Below are 16,431 nucleotides of genomic sequence, written 5' to 3' on the forward strand. Positions count from 1 at the left end.
ATAGAAAAAACCTCTTTGAATCTCGACTCTTTCAAAGAGGTTTGCTTTATTAATTATTTCTTTAGAACTTCATACAGTTCTTCTGGACAATCCGTAATGATTCCTGCCACTCCTAAATGCAGTAACATTTTCGCTTGTTCTTTATCATTGATTGTATATACCCTAATAGGTATCCCAACTTTCAAAGCCTCCAATACAGGACGTCGCCTCACTGCCCTGTATGCTACATGAAGAGCATTTGCTGGAAATAAAGTCCGGTACCACTTCATGTTTAATATGCTGTAAGAAAACAACGGAGCCGTTTCAATATCTGGTGCTAGCTCTGCCATTCGCTTAACAGCTTCGTGATCGAAGGAAGAAATAATGACCCGATCTCTTAATTGAAATTGATCTACTTCTTGTAAGACAAGATCTTCCAACCCTGGATAGAGAAATTTATCTGATTTCAATTCAATATTTATCTTATGATGAGTATCTTTGAATAAATCAAGCACTTCCGCTAATATAGGGATTTTTTCGCCCTGGAATTTTGGATGGAACCAAGAACCAAAATCAAACTTCCGCAATTCTTCCAACGTCATGTCTTTAACGTATCCTTTTCCATTGGACGTTCGATTAATTTTTTCATCGTGAATGACAACAATTTTTCTGTCCTTTGTAAGATGAACATCCAACTCGACACCGGTAATCTTCAGCTTTGCCGCCGCTTTAAAAGCCGCGAGTGTATTCTCAGGATACTTTGATGAATAGCCTCTATGGGCAAAAATGTGCATGAAGTAACTCCCTTCACATAGATGTGATTCACTTTGTTCATGTAGGCTGTCTTGCACTCTTCATTCAACTATTCCACAAAAATTCGATTCAACTCTTTCTCCAATAAATAGCGTATGCGGCCTCTTTCAATTGGAACCAGCCCCATTAAAATATGTAAAGCAATTCCGTCAATTAACGCATGCAACAAAACAATTTCTTCTTCCAAAAGGATATCCTCTTTTAATAAACCCGCTTTTTGCAAACGATGTAAAATCCCCACAATAGCTTCATGCACTGATTCTTTTTGTAACTCCTTTTTGCGAATTTTATAGGAGATATACTCTAGCCATACTTGCATTTCTATTTTCTTTTCTTCAGGAGGAATCAACTCCATTAATATATTGAGCACTTGCTCTTTAGGAGGAAGCGGGCTTTGGATGTGCTCCATTATTCGTTCTGTTACTTGTTCTTGAACGAGCTGCATCGCAAACTCCAACAGTTCTTCTTGCGTTTGAAAATAATGACGAACAGCTCCTAATGAAAGATTCGCCTCCTTTGCAATCGAACGAACTGAAGCACCTCCTAACCCCTCCCGTGCAATTACATTCCAAGTTGCTTTCGCGATGATTTTTCTTCTTTCTTCATGGTCAACAATTTTCGGCATGATTTTATTATAACATTTTTTAATACAGTTGTATTAAATAATAAAACATAGTATTATTTTAATACAGATGTATTAAATAATTGTGAGGTGAGCTATTGAATGCTTTTTTGGATCATTGCCGCTGAAATTGCTTTCTGGATTGTAATTATTGCAGGGCTTTTCACACGATATATATGGAAACGAAATAGACTCAGCATCTTCTTTTTCTTACTTACACCCGTTATAGATTTTGCATTGCTAGTACTTACTGCAATCGATTTGAAAAACGGAGCCACAGCAAGTTTTGCCCATGGTCTTGCTGCTATTTACATTGGAGTTTCGATTGCTTACGGAAAATCTATGATTGCCTGGGCAGATAGCAAATTCCAAAATTGGATATTAAAGAAGCCTTCCAAGAAAAAAATATTATATGGCAAGGCTAAAGCTGTTTATGAAATGAAGATGTGGGGCCGCCATCTTTTAGCGTATATCATTGGATGTAGCCTCCTTGGCCTTATGATATGGTATGTTGGGGAAGAAATTGATCCACTTATGCGTGTTTTAAGTCTGTGGACAATTGTATTGATTATAGATTTTCTAATATGTTTTTCATACGTGATTTTTCCAAAAAGAGAGGAGAAAAAAGGATAATGATGTACGCACTTTGTTATACAAGGTGCGTTTTTTCATGGTTTGTTACTAGAAAATACTAGCGATTTTAAAATACTGGTAAGTTATAAGAAAATATGGTTGTCATCTAGGTATTCGCCCCAACTTTCATGTGCGATGTTTTTCCCTTTTGGAACTACATATCTTGACTTACCCGGGTTTTCCCCATTACTTGCAACTTTTTCGAAAACCGCTTTCCCAAATTCTTACCTATCCCCAATAAAAAAATTCCATCAGCAAAAATCAAATTATTGCTGATGGAATGACTTCATTCTCTAACTCTCAATAACCTCATACTATTTAATGTAACTAATAACGTTGCGCCCATATCTGAGAAAATGGCAATCCAGAGAGTTAACCACCCTGGAACGACAAGTAGCAACGCAAGAAGTTTCACCGCTAAAGCAAAGGCGATGTTTGTTTTAATAATAGCCAATGCTTTGCGACTTAATTTGATCGTAAAGGGTAGTTTGCTTAAATCATCGGACATAAACGCAACATCAGCAGTTTCAAGGGCTGTATCTGTTCCCGCACCACCCATAGCAATGCCAACTGTGGCGGCCGCTAAAGCGGGGGCATCGTTTACACCATCCCCTACCATCGCTACTTTACCATATTGTTTTCGCAACGTTTTCACAAACTCTAACTTGTCTTCAGGCATTAAATCCGCTTTTACTTCTAAAATTCCTGCTTCAATCCCTATGGCTTTTGCGGTTGCTTCATTATCCCCTGTCAATAACACCGTTTTTTCAATGCCGAACTCATGCAATTTTTCCAGCATTTCTTTGCTAGTTTCGCGAAGTTCGTCTCTAACGGCAAAGACCGCGAGAATTTTTTCTTTTGTTCCTAAAAACATCACCGTTTTGCCCTCATTTTGAAGTGTCGTCGCTTCTTTCTGAATAACTTCCATCAAACCACTTTGGAAAATCTCTAAAAATAAATTTGGACTTCCAATATAATACGTTTCTCCTCCAATGGTCGCTTGAATTCCCTTACCTGTGATGGATTTGAGTTGCTCCACTACCAATTCAGAATGATTCACTCCTGCCTCTTCCGCCTTTCTCACAATGGCCGATGCCAGCGGATGATTGGAGCTTTTTTCTAATGTATAAGCGATCTCCAGTACTTCTTTTTCATTTGACCCTTCATCCATTACCTTCACATCTGTCACCACAGGTAATCCTTTCGTCAACGTACCGGTTTTATCAAAGGCGACAGCTTTCAATGAACCCATTTCTTCAAGATAAATACCGCCTTTGATGAGCACGCCCTTTTTCGCAGCAGAACCAATAGCCGAAACGATCGAAATTGGCGTTGAAATTACAAGGGCGCATGGACAACCAACAACTAATACTGCTAACCCCTGATAAATCCACTCTAGCCAAACTCCACCGAAAAATAATGGTGGAACAATCGCTACATGCAAAGCAATGATCATAATAATAGGCGTATAGTATTTTGCAAATCGGTCGATGAAGGCTTGTGCAGGAGCCCTTTCTTCTTGCGCTTCTTCAACTAATTCAATGATTTTCGATAAGGTTGTATCTTCTACATATTTTGTAATTCGAATTTCCAATAATCCTTCTTCATTGAGCGTCCCAGCGTAGACTTCATCTTTCTCCTTTTTCTCAACAGGAATCGATTCACCGGTAATTGCTGCTTCGTTTACAGTTGATGTCCCCTTCACCACAACGCCATCCATTGCAATCTTCTGGCCAGGTTTTACAATCATAATATCCCCAATCTTTATCTCTTCAACTGGAAGGATTAATTCTTCACCGCCTCGTCGAATCAAAGCTTCATTCGGAGCAAGTTCCATTAACGAACGAATGGATTTTCTCGCTTGATCCATTGAATATCGCTCTAAATTTTCACTAATGGCAAACAAAATGACGACAATGGCACCTTCCGCCCATTCACCGATAATAGCCGCACCAATAATTGCAACTGTCATGAGCGTTCGCATATCAAAGTCGAGATGGATTAAATTATTTAACCCTACTTTAAACAGCGAATATCCTCCTATGATGATAGAAGAAATAAAGAGCAACACAGTAATGAGATTATCTTCCCCATTTACAAAGGTTGAAACATACCCGAGAACAATCAGTAACCCAGAGAATAATAACGTTTGATATTTTTCATAAAAGGGTACTGTCGATTCTTGCTGATCCTCTTTTTTAGTCGAGGATTTACGAATCACTTTATCCGGATATACTTTTAAATTTTCAAAGGCTCCTGCTCGTTCCAATTCTTCTACTGTCGCATGCCCAAATACGGTGATCTTAGATGCGCCAAAATTGACTTTTGCATCCTCCACTCCCGGCAATGCCTTCACATTCCGTTCAAATTTCCCCGCACAATTTGCGCATGAAAAGCCTTCTACACGATAAATTTGTTTCTCAACTTCTTTCAACTTTCGTCACCTCTTGTTGGTGCTTGAAAGCAATCTCTATGAGCTGCTTCACGCAATCATCATCGAGAGAATAATAAACAAGCTTTCCCTCTTTCCTATATTTTGCTAGCCCCAAATTGCGTAACAACCTTAAATGATGGGAAGCAGTTGCAGTGGAAGCATTGATAATATTAGCTACATCACACACACATAACTCTTCTTCCACGGCTAATGCATATGCAATTTTTATGCGTGTTTCATCAGCAAGGGCTTTAAAAATCTTGGCCACTTCCAGCGTTTTTTGTTGAGCAAGTTGCTCCTGAACTCTCTTTACTTTTACCTCATCGATACAGGTAACTTCACAAACATCGTGTTCTTTTGGCATATCGTTCCCCACTATCATTCAAATACTTATTTGAATATTAGTATATCATGTAAAAGGTTAATATTCAAATATTTATTTGAATGTAATAAATAAAAAAATCCGTACATCTAGTAGAAGATGCACGGTTTGAATCGTATTTTCTGACAACACTTGCTTAATTCCATACAGCGACCATAGGTGAAATCATGATTAGTAATGCAAAACCTGCAATAAAAATTGGCTTTGTAGATGCTCGTTGATCCTTTATAAATGAAGCAACCGAATAAACGAGAGAAAATACAAAAACAAACGGCCAAACAAACCAAGTCCAATAAAATAATATAGCTATGCCATTTAAGACTTCTATCAACATTTCTCCATCCCCTATTCAAACTACATAAAATAATCAGTTAAATTTTACCACAAAATAAAGCTGTTCCTAAATAGTAGAACAGCTTTATTTTCTCGGAGGTACTCGAACATACCCTTTTTTCTTCATCTTTTTCATGGCAACTTCCGTAAAAACTTTTAATAATTTTCGTTCTCTTTTTGGCGTGTTTGATTTAGGTAAACCTGGAATTCTCATTGAAAACAACTCCTTTTGTATATCTTATTAAAAAAGATAGAAAGTATGCCTTTTCAACGAGAACCCTAATATTTATTTGAACCCTTCAAAATTAAATGATCCTCACACGACTACTCAACTTCACCTTCCCAAGCACTCATGCCACCAATCATATTTGTAGCATTAAACCCATTTTTCTCTAAAATCGTTGTTGCTTGGGCACTGCGACCACCTGCTAAACAAACGACAATATACGGTTTATCTTTTGACAATTCATTCATGCGAATAGGAAGTAACCCTAATGGAATATTAACTGCTCCCGGAATATGCCCTCCGTGGTATTCCTCTATTTCACGAACATCCAGTATATTTAGTCGCTCTCCACCTTCTAAACGTTGTTGCACTTCTTTCGCACTAATTTCTTTCATGCATAAATCCTCCTTTTAATTTTTCCAAGCATTCATGCCTCCACGAACATTTGTGACACGTTCATAACCTAGCTTTTTTAATTGTTTGCAAGCTTGGCTACTTCTCATCCCGCTTTGACAAATGACAATGATTTCTTTATCCTTTGGAAGCTTTGTAAAATCTGAACCTAATGGCAAGTTTTGAAATTGCCGAATATGATTGGCTTTATATTCTGCAGGAGTTCGTACATCAATCAATACTTTGTCCTTGTCGTTTAACATATTCTTCAATTCGTTTGTTGAAATAGTATTCACATTTACCGGCTTTAAGCGCCATGCAATGAACACAATGATGACTGCTAACACGATCCATTCCATATTTCTACCCCCTATACCCTTATAGGTATAATTTTTAAGCTAAATAAATAGCTGATTATACAGCTATCTTTTAACGGCTCTTTACGATTAAATTAATGGCTTCTTGTACTAATTCATCTACATCTTCTGATTTACTATTATTCATACATTCAATTAAATTTTCGCTTACAATAACGCCAATTGTTCGATCGACTGCAGAACGCACAGCGCTAAGTTGAGTTACAACATCTTTACAATCTTTTCCTTCTTCCATCATGCGCAGTATTCCGCGTATTTGCCCCTCAATACGTTTAATGCGATTTTTTGTTTTCGCATCATATTTTTTCAATTATGTATCCCTTCTTTCTTGACGCTTATTCTAATTTTAGTTTATACCCTCGTAGGTATAAAGTCAACTATAATAAAAGCGATTAAAGGAACGAATCGCTTTATTTCATCTATGAATCATGATTAATAATCCAGACATTATAATGGAAAACTGAACGGATTGCAGCGGTTCACGGTCATAAATAAAAAAATAAGCAATAGCAAATAAAAGTATTAAGTATACGAAAGCTTGTCTTAATTTCATAAGCAACCCCTTCATCTGTCTTACTACTATCCTATTAAGGAAGGGGTAAGCTTATGATACGGATTTTAATTTAACCGCCTGGAATTGCTAAAGGAAAGCTTACATACTCATGATATTTCGGCGTTCGATCTAAATGTGTTTCGTAAAGAACAATTTCCGTTACATTGAAAGAAAAGGTTTTTCCATCTTTCTCCCGAATTTGTAATAACGTTCCTTCTTCAAAAGCATCCTCACTCTTCCATTTTCTCGCTAACGTTATATGCGGACGGAAAGGTTTTTTATCCAATTGAAAACCCGTTTTTTCACATTCCCTATATACCGATTTTTGGATGGAATCGAGCTGTTCTGATGATTCCACATCTGCCCAAAAAATTCTGGGAGCCTTTTTCGGACCGAAAATCCCTAAAGAATTCAACGTCAAGGTGAAAGAAGATTCTTTTTCTAAGATTGGTTTTACCTTTTCCACGACTTCATTTAGCATCAATTTTTCAGCAAACCCTAAAAAAGCTAAGGTGATGTGGTAATCTCCCGGATGAACCCACCGAGTAAAAGGGAAATCTCCTTTTCTTTCTTGAATCCATTCATATAAGAAATCTTTTGCTTCTTTCGGTAATTTTACTGCAAAAAAATAATGATGCTTTGCCAATAAAATCCCCCGTTCCTAATTAACAATTCATTATAGTATTTACCCCTCTAATAATTTTAAACCAATCACCGCTAATAGAATGGTAAAAATACACACGATTCTTTTCCAATTACGTGATTCTTTGTAAAAGAGCATACCAACTAGGGTACCACCGACAACACCTATTCCTGTCCAAACTGCATAAGCTGTTCCCATTGGAATTGTTTGCATCGCAAATTGCAATAGAAACAAACTTCCAACAAAACTGGTACTAAATATCACAATCGGTCTCCAACTGCTACGAGCTGCATATTGATTCATCGCCGCAACAACTAACGTTTCCAATAATCCAGCTATAATTAACGCTCCCCATGCCATTCCTTATTCACATCCTTTTTCTCTTCATCTGTCACAAGTTTCAATCCGATCACACCTGCTAAAATGAGCAATATGAATAAAATTTTTAAAAGATGAAAAGGCTCGCTAAAAAATACAATTTCACTGATGACAGCCCCTATACTCCCTAATCCAACAAATACTGAATATACTGTTCCTGCAGGCAAATATTGAGATGCATTGATTAATAAATAATTGCTTAAGATGATGGCGATGATTGTTCCTAACCATTCAAGGAAAGTACCTGCATGAGCAAGACCAATAACCCAAAGCACTTCAAATAAAGCTGCGACATAGACTTTCATCCACTGTTTGTTCATATTCACTCCTCCAACAAAAAAAGCCTAAAGAGATAGATTTATCTCCCAGGCTTTTATCCTTCCGTGTACGCAAATGCGTCGTTTTCTCTCGGACCAGACCTACAAATAGCGGAACCCTAGAAAACTGTTTTTTTGTTTAATTTGATAATTATTGTGCCATATTGGCAAGAAAGTTGCAAATCCGAACTGTTTATTTGAAATTGTAATCTGTTACGATTTTTTCTCTGCTAGTTGTCACATCTGTAAAGTATTCATATAAACAAATCCCTAAAAATGAACCGGAAACGTTATAAACATTTGCAAAGCCTAAGTGTTGTAAGATTTTTACTGCATTGTAGCTCCGTTGTCCTGAACGGCAATGGATATAAACTGGTTTATCGCGAGGAATTTCATCTACCCGCTCGCGCAATTCGCTCAACGGAATGTTAATAGCATTTACTAAATGGCCACTTTCAAATTCATGGTTTTCCCGAACATCAATAAATGTTGCTCCTTGTTCAACTAAGTTTCGCACTTTGGAAACGTGAACTTGCTTATAATCTGCATGTAAAATATTTAATCCGACAAGAGCAGCGATATTCACAACATCCCTAGCGGTGCTATACATTGGAGAATAGGTTAATTCAAGCTCTTTTAAATCTTCAAGGGTACCCCCCATCGTAATTAAAGCGGCAATCACATCAATTCGTTTATCTGCATTTCCTTTTCCAATGGCTTGAGCACCAAGGATTCTACCTGTAGGTACTTCAAAAATGAGTTTAAAATGAAGCGGATTGCTGTTTGGCATGAGTCCCACTTTATCCGGTGCAATCACATAAACACTATCATATCTGATGTTAGCCTCTTTTGCTGCTCTTTCATTTAATCCCGTCACGGCACAATTTAAGTCAAAAATTTTGACGCTTGATGAACCAATAACTCCTTTATTATTCGTTTTTTGACCATATATATGGTCTGCTGCCGCTCTTGCCTGTCGCACAGCTGGTCCTGCTAAAGCAAGTCTTGTTGGTTTGTGGGTTAAGCGGTGGTACACTTCGATGGCATCTCCTACCGCATAAATGGATGGATCAGACGTTTGATAGTTGGCATTGACTTTAATGCCGCCCAACTCGCCAATTTCAAGTCCTGCTTCTTTCGCAAGAGTGATTTCAGGCTTTACCCCAATTGCCAGCACAACCGCTTGGGCTTCCACTTGTTTTCCTGAATTAAGTTCAATTGCATTTTCTGTTATTTTCTTCAGCCCATCTCCCACAATTAATTGAATACCATGGTCAAGCATTTCTTTATGCAGAATCTGCACCATATCTTCATCAAACGGTGCCATAATTTGCGGGGAGTACTCAACCAATGTGACTACTTTTCCAGCTTCTCTCAAGTTTTCTGCCACTTCTACTCCGATGAATCCACCGCCAATGACAGCAATTCTTTCTACATTCGACTGATTCACATATTGATGTAATCGATCAATATCGGCTACATTTCTTACAGTAAATACATGAGGCAGGTTCACCCCTTCAAAAGGAGGCACAACAGGATTTGCCCCCGGTGAAAGAATGAGAACATCATAACTTTCCTTATACACTTCATTTGTTTCTAAATTTTTTATTTCCACTGTCTTTTCTTCCCGATGAATTCGAATGACTTCTTGATTTACGCGGGCTTCAATATTGTATTTCGTTTTAAAGCTCTCAGGCGTCATCAACACTAATTTTTCTTTTGACTCAACAACTCCCCCTAAATAATACGGCAATGAACAATTGGAAAAGGACACGTGCGGCCCCTTCTCAAACATAATAATTTCTGCTTTCTCATCCAAACGGCGAATTCTCACAGCAGCTGTTGCACCACCAGCTACGCCTCCCACTATCAATACTTTCTTCATATCAAGCACTCCTTTATACCCTGAATGGTATTTTGTTTCATCCCCAAAACCTCTGTGCATCAACAGTAATTTTTCAAAGAAGAACTAATTTAATTACAATATATACCCCCATAGGTATTTTGTCAACAAAGCTTTTCTTGGAGAATGAATGTAAGATGCAGTATTGTTAACATTAACGGAACTTCCTTGAAAAAGGGGTTAAATGTCAAAAGAGGAAAAAGATGAGTTCGATCCTATTAGTGTAGAAGAATTTCTTGAACTCGTATTTAGAAGCACAAGAGGAAGCGTTAGAAAAAGAGCGGGAAGCCAAGCTAAAAGGAATCACAGAACCGAAAAAAAAAACGCCTCATAAAGTGAAGTTCGTTGCTTGGATTATGGCGATTATGCTCACCTTTAGCACCTTTGCCGTAATTTTTGAAATTTACTCCATCCCCGCACTCGAATTTCTAAAAACATCTGCAAAGCTATCCTCTCAAGAGGACATTCAATCTTACAAAAAAGCGGTTGTTCAAATCACGACGGAAGATGGAAAAGGCACAGGTTTTTGCATTTCTAAAATAACTTGATTGTTACAAACGAACATGTAGCGACGCTCTACCTACCAATATTCATCTAATCGAGTAACTTTTTGGCTACTCCTTAATAAAAAAATCATACATATCGAAATTGATACTTACGAACAGTATAGACAACTGTCGGAAATTACGCTTATTACCCTGCACACAATTGATCAATCGGAATGGATGGACAGCAAATTTTTGATATTCGTTCCTATGATAAACATTTATCCCAAATTCATATGCAAGATATTCAAGGTGCGTTATGCGAATTCTAAAGCTAAAAGAAAAATATCAACTTAGCCACTCACTAATTCCAAATGTCAACATAGAAGAATTAAACAAAGAAATTCATACTATTCTTGACAAGAATAATTAATATTTTCATCTAATTTGTAAATAATAAAGTTAAAACAAAGCTACTATCATTTAGAACATGTTTCCTCTTAGGAAATCTGGAAAAGACGGAGGTTTTCACTGTGGAGATTATGGACTATAATGCAATTCCAGCATATCTTGAATCAACCGAACTAACTTTTGAATTAGAAAGTGTTGGAATATATGAAAACATTATGTTCCCAGTATCAGCGAAAGAAATTTCTCCTCAAGTAGAAGTTCAATATAATTTAGAAATAGAAAAGAATACTCAAAAAAGTGTTGATGAGGGGCATTCGCCGTGGAGACTTGATGCTATTGCAACCACACAAGTGTTTGTAAGTCTTCAAATCTCACCAAGCGGTATTGAAGGGGAATACCCTATTGAACTGGAGAATTTAAAATTGCTTCATAGCGATAACGAACTAGCAATCGTTGAAGTGAATGATTCAGATACAAACATTCAAACAGTATACTTAAAAAGGCTTATTCGACAAGATGAAACAGGCATTTGGACGGTTATAGGATACGATGTAAAAGAAAAATAAAGGTGATGCGTTAATCGCATCACCTTACTTCATTATTCGATTCCTTCTGTCCATTTAGCTACTTTTTCGGCATTTTCTTCAATCCATTTGCTCGCAGCATCTGCTGGACTCATACCATTACTGATATCAAGCATTACTGATTCCATATCTGCCGTTGTCCAGTGGAAATTATCTAACACTTTAAATGCATCTGGCATTTCATCTTCTAACCCTTTTCTTACAAATGTGTTAATTTTTTCTTCCCCACCAAATACTCCTTTTGGATCTTCTAAATACTTCAATTCGTATTTCGCAAATTTCCAGTGAGGAGTCCATCCAGTGACAACAATTTCTTCTTTATTTTTAATTGCTTCTCCTAAAGCAACCGCCATCGCCCCTGAAGAAGATGGTACTAATTCCCAATCGGCTAAATTTTCATATTCTTTTAGGGCTCTTTCCGTTGCTTGCATTACACCGGCACCTGATTCAATGCCTGTTATTTGCATATTAGCGTGTTTATTCAAATCCTCAATGGAGTCTACATTTTCCATGTATTCAGGTACAACTAATCCAATTTTTGCACCTGATAAGTTTTCACCTAAGTCAACAATATCATCCTTATATGCTTCATATTGTTCACCATGAGTAACTGGTAACCACGCCGCTACTGATGCATCTGCTTCTCCATTTGCAACAGCTTCCCACATAATGGCATTATCTAGTGGTGTTAATGTTACATCATAACCTAAATCTTCTAACACCTTTCCAATGACATGAGTTGATGCTATTTCAGAATCCCATTCAACATACGCTAAATTGATTTCTTTATCCTCTTCCTTATTTGAATTGTCAACATCATTAGAAGAGCCATTTCCACACGCAGCTAAAGCTGCACTCATACCTAAAGCTAATCCAATCATCTTAAATTTTTTAAAATTCATCATATACTTCCTTCCTATTAATATTTCTTTTTATTTAAACTTTGTGTTAAGCGATCAATGATAATGGCAAAGATAACTAAACTGATACCTGCAACGAATCCATTTCCTACTTGAGCTCTTTGTAGTGCCGACAATACATCCCGACCTAATCCAGGTGCACCAATCATCGATGCAATGACGACCATTGATAATGATAAAAGCACTGTTTGGTTAATGCCTGCCATAATTGTTGATTTGGCTAATGGAAGCTCTAATTTATACAGTTTTTGCCAACCTGTACTTCCATAGGAATCCGCAGCTTCCACCAACTCTTTCGGCACTTGTCTTATACCTAAATTCGTAAATCTTACCGTAGGCGGCAATGCGAAAATGACCGATGCAAAAACACCCGGTACGACACCAATACCAAAAAAGGCTACGGCAGGTATTAAATATACAAATCCCGGCATTGTTTGCATGAAGTCCAAAATCGGCTTAATGATATTCTCCGCAACATTACTTTTTGACATTAAAATTCCGATTGGTATACCAATAATGATTGCAATGATACTTGAAAACACCACTAACGTGACGGTATTCATGAGTTCTTTCCAAAGATCTTGATTGTAAATAAACGTTAATCCAACAATCGTAAATACCGCTAATCCGAATTTCCTTTTTGTGGCAAAGAAGGCGATGATAGCGACAATGAGGATGAATAAAATAGGTGGAATAAGCAGCAATAAATCCGTAAAGGATTCCATCGAATTTTTTCCCCATTTTTGAATAAAGGAAAACATTGAGGCAAAATTGTCTGTTAATAAATCCATGAACATTTCAACCCAATCAGCAACTGGAAGTGTAGGAATAAAGTCGAGCATTTTATTCATCATCAACACCTCCATTACCGTTAGATGAAGAGAGTGTCTCAATCACTACTCCTCTTATTAACACGCCAAGTAATTTTCCGTTTTCCACGACGGCAATCGGTGTAGGTGAATCGGACATCGGCCCTAACACGTCTTGAATTAACGTATCTGGTGGTACCGTCTGCATATCATTTCTTAATATTCCATGGAGATGCCTTTCACCACGCTTAGATGCTTCAAGGGCATCGTTAGCAGTAATATATCCTTTAAAGTTTCTTTGTTTATCAACCGCTAAGATGACGCTCACTTTTTCTTCTCTCATCAACTGTAAAGCAACTTTTGGTCCATCTGTTTCAACGTTAATGGACACTGGACGTATCATTGCGTTTTCGACAGTTAATACTTTCGAACGGTCAACATCTTCAGTAAAGGTACGAACATAATCATTCGCTGGATTTGTTAATATTTCTTCTCCTGTTCCGATTTGAATAATTTCACCATCTTTCATTAACGCAATGCGATCCCCTATGCGAAGGGCTTCATTTAAATCATGAGTAATAAATACAATTGTCTTCTTCATTCTTTGTTGTAAATCTAATAATTCATCTTGCATTTCTTTCCGAATGAGTGGATCGAGCGCAGAAAAAGCTTCATCCATTAGTAAAATATCCGGATCATTAGCAAGTGCTCTTGCAAGACCAACCCGTTGTTGCATTCCGCCTGATAATTGGCTTGGATACTGGTCTTTATAAGGCAACAGTCCAGCATTGTCTAAAGCCTTTTCTGCTTTCAATCGCCTTTCCTCTTTTGGAACTCCCTTAATTTCGAGACCATATTCTGTATTTTGCAAAATTGTTCGATGAGGAAATAATCCAAAGTTTTGGAAAACCATGCTCATTTTATCTCTTCGAATTTTTCTTAATTCCTTTTTATTTAATTTGGAGATATTTTGTCCGTCGATGTATATGTTTCCGTTAGTGGGATCTATTAATCGATTTAATAGACGGATTAATGTCGATTTTCCGCTGCCCGAAAGACCCATGATTACAAAAATTTCTCCTTCGTTTACTGTGAAATTCGCATCGTAAACCCCTATTGTTGCACCGGTTTCTTTGAGAATTTCTGTTTTGCTTTTTTTCTGTTCCACGAGTTTCATCGCAGCATTTATATGTTTACCGAAAATTTTCGTCACATGTTCAACTTTAATTTTTTCCATCTCATACTCCTTTCCACCATTTTGATCTATTTAAAAATGAATAGAATGTTACAAAAGTAACAACTCAATATTAACAATAAGTTGTTACTTTTGTCAAATTGCTAATCTCGGAAACTACAAAAATATAAATAAGAAAGGCTTACAAAAGCTCAATTTTGCTTCTGTAAGCCTTTTTTAATTAGGAAATAGAAATTTTTGTACTCTTTCTAGACATTCATCGTTTCCAATAAAATAGATGACATCGTTCAGTTCAATTGTGGTATATGGTCCAGGTGATATGATTAGTTTTTCCCCACGACGTATACCTACAATCGTTGCCATTGTATGATGCCAAAAATTTATTTCGCCAATCGTTTTAGATAAGTATGGGGAATTCTTTATTACTTCTAAATGAAATGGAACAAAAGGATTAATTGAACGAAAGCGCTCTGTTCGGCTGACTAATCTTTCTGCAGTCTCTTTTAGTTGATCCAGTTCCTTTTTTTGTCGGTCAATGCTCTCTAACATTTCCAATTGTATTTGATGAATGGATTGAACATCTAAAAACTGCTTTATATAATTTGCCGCTTTTTCATAAGACTTAATAACAACACCGCTCCCTTTCGTAGCTTCCACAATTTCTAAGTCTTGTAGAACGGCAATAGCTCTCCTTGCAGTTTCAGCTGAGACCCCATACTGACTTGCCAATGACGATCTTGCATATATTTTTTCACCTATTAAATATTTTCCCTCAACAATTTTTGACGCTATGTCGGCAGCAATTTTTTGATATTTTGGTTGCTTTACAATCTTTAATTCTTTATCTCCCATCTATTGCATCAACCTTTCATTCCGTTACTACAAAGTTAAATATAATCGATGTCTATATCAGTAGCCAGTTTTTTCTCTAAAAAATATTTTCATTTGTATATTGACCTTCACGTTACGTCAACCTTTATGATGAAGTTGTCAGGAGGGATTTCAATGGAGTACACAATTAGTCAATTAGCAAAATTAGCAGGCATCAGTACAAGAACATTGCGGTATTACGATGAAATTAATTTATTAAAACCAAAACGAATCAACAGCTCTGGATATCGGATTTATGGTCAAGAAGAAGTGAATCGATTGCAACAAATTCTATTTTTCCGGGAATTAGACGTCAACATTGAAACAATTATTTCTATCATGAATGATCCAAATTACGATTCGATAAAAGCATTGAAAGATCATTTAATACAGCTTAGAAATAAGAGATCCCGCCTAGACCGATTAATTGAATCCGTAAAAAAAACGATTGCCCATGAGAAAGGAGAAATGATGATGAGCAATGAAGAAAAATTTGAAGCTTTTAAGGAAAAGCTGATAGAAGAAAATGAACAAAAATATGGTGAGGAAATTCGCCAAAAATATGGTGAGAATGTCGTCAGCAAGTCCAACGAAAAATTCCGCAACATGTCGAAAGAAGACTACGAAAGATTTGTGCAACTTGGAGACGAAATACTTGAACTACTAGCAAAAGCTTATGAAATTGGAGATCCTACATCACCCCTTGCACAAGAGCTTGCCGCGAAACATAAACAGTGGCTCACTTTCACTTGGCCATCTTATTCAAAAGAAGCTCACCGGGGACTTGCGGAAATGTATGTCGCTGATGAACGCTTTAAAGCTTATTATGACCAAAAAGTTACGGGGCGTACAGAATTTTTGAAAGATGCCATTATTCATTACCTTGAAAACAATTCATAACAGATATTGTGAAAAGTCGCTCTGAAACTTATCGGGCGACTTTTTCCACTTTTTATAAGTATTGAATGATTTCCTAAAAAACGGGAAATAATAGCTGAAGAAACAATCGTTCACTAACTGCTCATAAAGGATATTTGCCCTAATGATGCAAAAAAATGAGAAAAAGCTAACAAAAGTTCAATACAACCACGATAACCGAGAATACATAATTTTAAATAAATGTCCGCACTGCAATTTAGATATATCCTACGGTTGAAAATATCTATCGATT

22 protein-coding genes and 1 riboswitch are annotated in these 16,431 nt (G+C 36.9%); of the genes, 4 read left to right on the forward strand and 18 right to left on the reverse strand.

The genetic code is table 11. The features are described from left to right. Positions 1–53: 53 nt before the first annotated feature. Positions 54–773 (reverse strand): glycerophosphodiester phosphodiesterase, encoded by a 720-nt coding sequence (locus NSU17_RS06185; protein ID WP_168411887.1) that lies wholly within the window; start codon positions 771–773, stop codon positions 54–56. A gap of 68 nt (positions 774–841) precedes the next feature. Beyond that, complete coding sequence (locus NSU17_RS06190; RefSeq protein WP_340704594.1) at positions 842–1,417, reverse strand: TetR/AcrR family transcriptional regulator; 576 nt, start codon at positions 1,415–1,417, stop codon at positions 842–844. A gap of 99 nt (positions 1,418–1,516) precedes the next feature. Here NSU17_RS06190 and NSU17_RS06195 point away from each other — a divergent pair, with 99 nt between their 5' ends. Continuing rightward, positions 1,517–2,047, forward strand: a complete 531-nt coding sequence (locus NSU17_RS06195) for a hypothetical protein (RefSeq protein ID WP_340704595.1) — start codon at positions 1,517–1,519, stop codon at positions 2,045–2,047. A gap of 286 nt (positions 2,048–2,333) precedes the next feature. On the opposite strand, the gene NSU17_RS06200 is transcribed toward NSU17_RS06195, so the two are convergent. The 12 genes from NSU17_RS06200 to NSU17_RS06255 all read right to left on the reverse strand — a co-directional run bounded on the left by NSU17_RS06200 (position 2,334) and on the right by NSU17_RS06255 (position 9,968). Further along, the gene (locus tag NSU17_RS06200) at positions 2,334–4,481 is read right to left on the reverse strand and encodes a heavy metal translocating P-type ATPase (RefSeq protein ID WP_340704596.1); all 2,148 of its coding nucleotides are present in this window, start codon (positions 4,479–4,481) and stop codon (positions 2,334–2,336) included. Next, entirely contained in the window at positions 4,468–4,845 is a 378-nt protein-coding gene (locus tag NSU17_RS06205; RefSeq protein WP_096550173.1) for an ArsR/SmtB family transcription factor, read from the reverse strand. Before NSU17_RS06205 ends, NSU17_RS06200 begins: the two co-directional genes overlap by 14 nt. 154 nt (positions 4,846–4,999) lie before the next feature. Next, the gene (locus NSU17_RS06210; RefSeq protein ID WP_096550172.1) at positions 5,000–5,197 is read right to left on the reverse strand and encodes a hypothetical protein; all 198 of its coding nucleotides are present in this window, start codon (positions 5,195–5,197) and stop codon (positions 5,000–5,002) included. Between the two features lie 84 nt (positions 5,198–5,281). Further along, positions 5,282–5,410 (reverse strand): hypothetical protein, encoded by a 129-nt coding sequence (locus NSU17_RS06215; RefSeq protein WP_269471057.1) that lies wholly within the window; start codon positions 5,408–5,410, stop codon positions 5,282–5,284. A gap of 110 nt (positions 5,411–5,520) precedes the next feature. Continuing rightward, complete coding sequence (locus NSU17_RS06220) at positions 5,521–5,817, reverse strand: rhodanese-like domain-containing protein (RefSeq protein WP_096550171.1); 297 nt, start codon at positions 5,815–5,817, stop codon at positions 5,521–5,523. Between the two features lie 15 nt (positions 5,818–5,832). After that, positions 5,833–6,174 (reverse strand): rhodanese-like domain-containing protein, encoded by a 342-nt coding sequence (locus tag NSU17_RS06225; RefSeq protein ID WP_168411896.1) that lies wholly within the window; start codon positions 6,172–6,174, stop codon positions 5,833–5,835. A 70-nt stretch (positions 6,175–6,244) separates the two neighbouring features. Beyond that, positions 6,245–6,502, reverse strand: a complete 258-nt coding sequence (locus tag NSU17_RS06230; protein ID WP_016837692.1) for a metal-sensitive transcriptional regulator — start codon at positions 6,500–6,502, stop codon at positions 6,245–6,247. A gap of 105 nt (positions 6,503–6,607) precedes the next feature. Further along, the gene (locus NSU17_RS06235) at positions 6,608–6,745 is read right to left on the reverse strand and encodes a hypothetical protein (protein WP_172597826.1); all 138 of its coding nucleotides are present in this window, start codon (positions 6,743–6,745) and stop codon (positions 6,608–6,610) included. Positions 6,746–6,815: 70 nt separating this feature from the next. After that, entirely contained in the window at positions 6,816–7,391 is a 576-nt protein-coding gene (thpR, locus tag NSU17_RS06240) for an RNA 2',3'-cyclic phosphodiesterase (protein ID WP_340704597.1), read from the reverse strand. Between the two features lie 39 nt (positions 7,392–7,430). Next, positions 7,431–7,748, reverse strand: a complete 318-nt coding sequence (locus NSU17_RS06245; RefSeq protein WP_340433415.1) for a DMT family transporter — start codon at positions 7,746–7,748, stop codon at positions 7,431–7,433. Next, positions 7,730–8,086: a DMT family transporter gene (locus tag NSU17_RS06250; RefSeq protein WP_340433418.1), complete on the reverse strand. Its 357-nt coding sequence runs from the start codon at positions 8,084–8,086 to the stop codon at positions 7,730–7,732. The genes NSU17_RS06245 and NSU17_RS06250 overlap by 19 nt, the downstream gene beginning before the upstream one ends. A gap of 40 nt (positions 8,087–8,126) precedes the next feature. Further along, a riboswitch (guanidine-I (ykkC/yxkD leader) is annotated at positions 8,127–8,217 on the reverse strand. 59 nt (positions 8,218–8,276) lie between these two features. Next, on the reverse strand, positions 8,277–9,968 hold the full coding sequence (locus NSU17_RS06255; protein ID WP_340704598.1) for an FAD-dependent oxidoreductase: 1,692 nt from the start codon (positions 9,966–9,968) through the stop codon (positions 8,277–8,279). 254 nt (positions 9,969–10,222) lie between these two features. Between NSU17_RS06255 and NSU17_RS06260 the strand changes: the two genes are divergently transcribed. Then, the gene (locus tag NSU17_RS06260; RefSeq protein ID WP_340704599.1) at positions 10,223–10,534 is read left to right on the forward strand and encodes a hypothetical protein; all 312 of its coding nucleotides are present in this window, start codon (positions 10,223–10,225) and stop codon (positions 10,532–10,534) included. Positions 10,535–11,004: 470 nt separating this feature from the next. Next, positions 11,005–11,448 carry a hypothetical protein gene (locus NSU17_RS06265; protein ID WP_096550164.1) on the forward strand — a complete coding sequence of 148 codons (444 nt, stop codon included), beginning with the start codon at positions 11,005–11,007 and terminating at the stop codon, positions 11,446–11,448. 32 nt (positions 11,449–11,480) lie between these two features. Here NSU17_RS06265 and NSU17_RS06270 read toward each other — a convergent pair whose 3' ends face one another. The 4 genes from NSU17_RS06270 to NSU17_RS06285 all read right to left on the reverse strand — a co-directional run bounded on the left by NSU17_RS06270 (position 11,481) and on the right by NSU17_RS06285 (position 15,242). Then, a complete protein-coding gene (locus tag NSU17_RS06270; RefSeq protein WP_340705486.1) occupies positions 11,481–12,368 on the reverse strand; it encodes a glycine betaine ABC transporter substrate-binding protein in 888 nt (295 codons plus the stop codon). A 17-nt stretch (positions 12,369–12,385) separates the two neighbouring features. Beyond that, positions 12,386–13,237: an ABC transporter permease gene (locus NSU17_RS06275; RefSeq protein ID WP_340704600.1), complete on the reverse strand. Its 852-nt coding sequence runs from the start codon at positions 13,235–13,237 to the stop codon at positions 12,386–12,388. Next, positions 13,230–14,432, reverse strand: coding sequence for a quaternary amine ABC transporter ATP-binding protein (locus NSU17_RS06280; RefSeq protein WP_340704601.1), 1,203 nt, complete (start codon positions 14,430–14,432; stop codon positions 13,230–13,232). Before NSU17_RS06280 ends, NSU17_RS06275 begins: the two co-directional genes overlap by 8 nt. A 174-nt stretch (positions 14,433–14,606) precedes the next feature. Further along, positions 14,607–15,242: a TrkA C-terminal domain-containing protein gene (locus NSU17_RS06285; RefSeq protein ID WP_340432570.1), complete on the reverse strand. Its 636-nt coding sequence runs from the start codon at positions 15,240–15,242 to the stop codon at positions 14,607–14,609. Between the two features lie 153 nt (positions 15,243–15,395). Between NSU17_RS06285 and NSU17_RS06290 the strand changes: the two genes are divergently transcribed. Further along, positions 15,396–16,160 (forward strand): MerR family transcriptional regulator, encoded by a 765-nt coding sequence (locus NSU17_RS06290; RefSeq protein WP_340704602.1) that lies wholly within the window; start codon positions 15,396–15,398, stop codon positions 16,158–16,160. Positions 16,161–16,431: the final 271 nt, after the last annotated feature.

Origin of the sequence: Ureibacillus sp. FSL K6-2830 (assembly GCF_038004145.1) — a bacterium.
Lineage (GTDB): Bacteria > Bacillota > Bacilli > Bacillales_A > Planococcaceae > Ureibacillus > Ureibacillus thermosphaericus.

Coding starts and splice junctions, on each gene's coding strand:
- NSU17_RS06195 (WP_340704595.1), top strand. CDS start 1,517: ATGCTTTTTTGGATCATTGCCGCTGAAATTGCTTTCTGGATTGTAATT.
- NSU17_RS06275 (WP_340704600.1), bottom strand. CDS start 13,237: ATGAATAAAATGCTCGACTTTATTCCTACACTTCCAGTTGCTGATTGG.
- NSU17_RS06270 (WP_340705486.1), bottom strand. CDS start 12,368: ATGAATTTTAAAAAATTTAAGATGATTGGATTAGCTTTAGGTATGAGT.
- NSU17_RS06285 (WP_340432570.1), bottom strand. CDS start 15,242: ATGGGAGATAAAGAATTAAAGATTGTAAAGCAACCAAAATATCAAAAA.
- NSU17_RS06290 (WP_340704602.1), top strand. CDS start 15,396: ATGGAGTACACAATTAGTCAATTAGCAAAATTAGCAGGCATCAGTACA.
- NSU17_RS06210 (WP_096550172.1), bottom strand. CDS start 5,197: ATGTTGATAGAAGTCTTAAATGGCATAGCTATATTATTTTATTGGACT.
- NSU17_RS06190 (WP_340704594.1), bottom strand. CDS start 1,417: ATGCCGAAAATTGTTGACCATGAAGAAAGAAGAAAAATCATCGCGAAA.
- NSU17_RS06235 (WP_172597826.1), bottom strand. CDS start 6,745: ATGAAATTAAGACAAGCTTTCGTATACTTAATACTTTTATTTGCTATT.
- NSU17_RS06205 (WP_096550173.1), bottom strand. CDS start 4,845: ATGCCAAAAGAACACGATGTTTGTGAAGTTACCTGTATCGATGAGGTA.
- NSU17_RS06215 (WP_269471057.1), bottom strand. CDS start 5,410: ATGAGAATTCCAGGTTTACCTAAATCAAACACGCCAAAAAGAGAACGA.
- NSU17_RS06280 (WP_340704601.1), bottom strand. CDS start 14,432: ATGGAAAAAATTAAAGTTGAACATGTGACGAAAATTTTCGGTAAACAT.
- NSU17_RS06250 (WP_340433418.1), bottom strand. CDS start 8,086: ATGAACAAACAGTGGATGAAAGTCTATGTCGCAGCTTTATTTGAAGTG.
- NSU17_RS06255 (WP_340704598.1), bottom strand. CDS start 9,968: ATGAAGAAAGTATTGATAGTGGGAGGCGTAGCTGGTGGTGCAACAGCT.
- NSU17_RS06245 (WP_340433415.1), bottom strand. CDS start 7,748: ATGGCATGGGGAGCGTTAATTATAGCTGGATTATTGGAAACGTTAGTT.
- NSU17_RS06220 (WP_096550171.1), bottom strand. CDS start 5,817: ATGAAAGAAATTAGTGCGAAAGAAGTGCAACAACGTTTAGAAGGTGGA.
- NSU17_RS06185 (WP_168411887.1), bottom strand. CDS start 773: ATGCACATTTTTGCCCATAGAGGCTATTCATCAAAGTATCCTGAGAAT.
- NSU17_RS06225 (WP_168411896.1), bottom strand. CDS start 6,174: ATGGAATGGATCGTGTTAGCAGTCATCATTGTGTTCATTGCATGGCGC.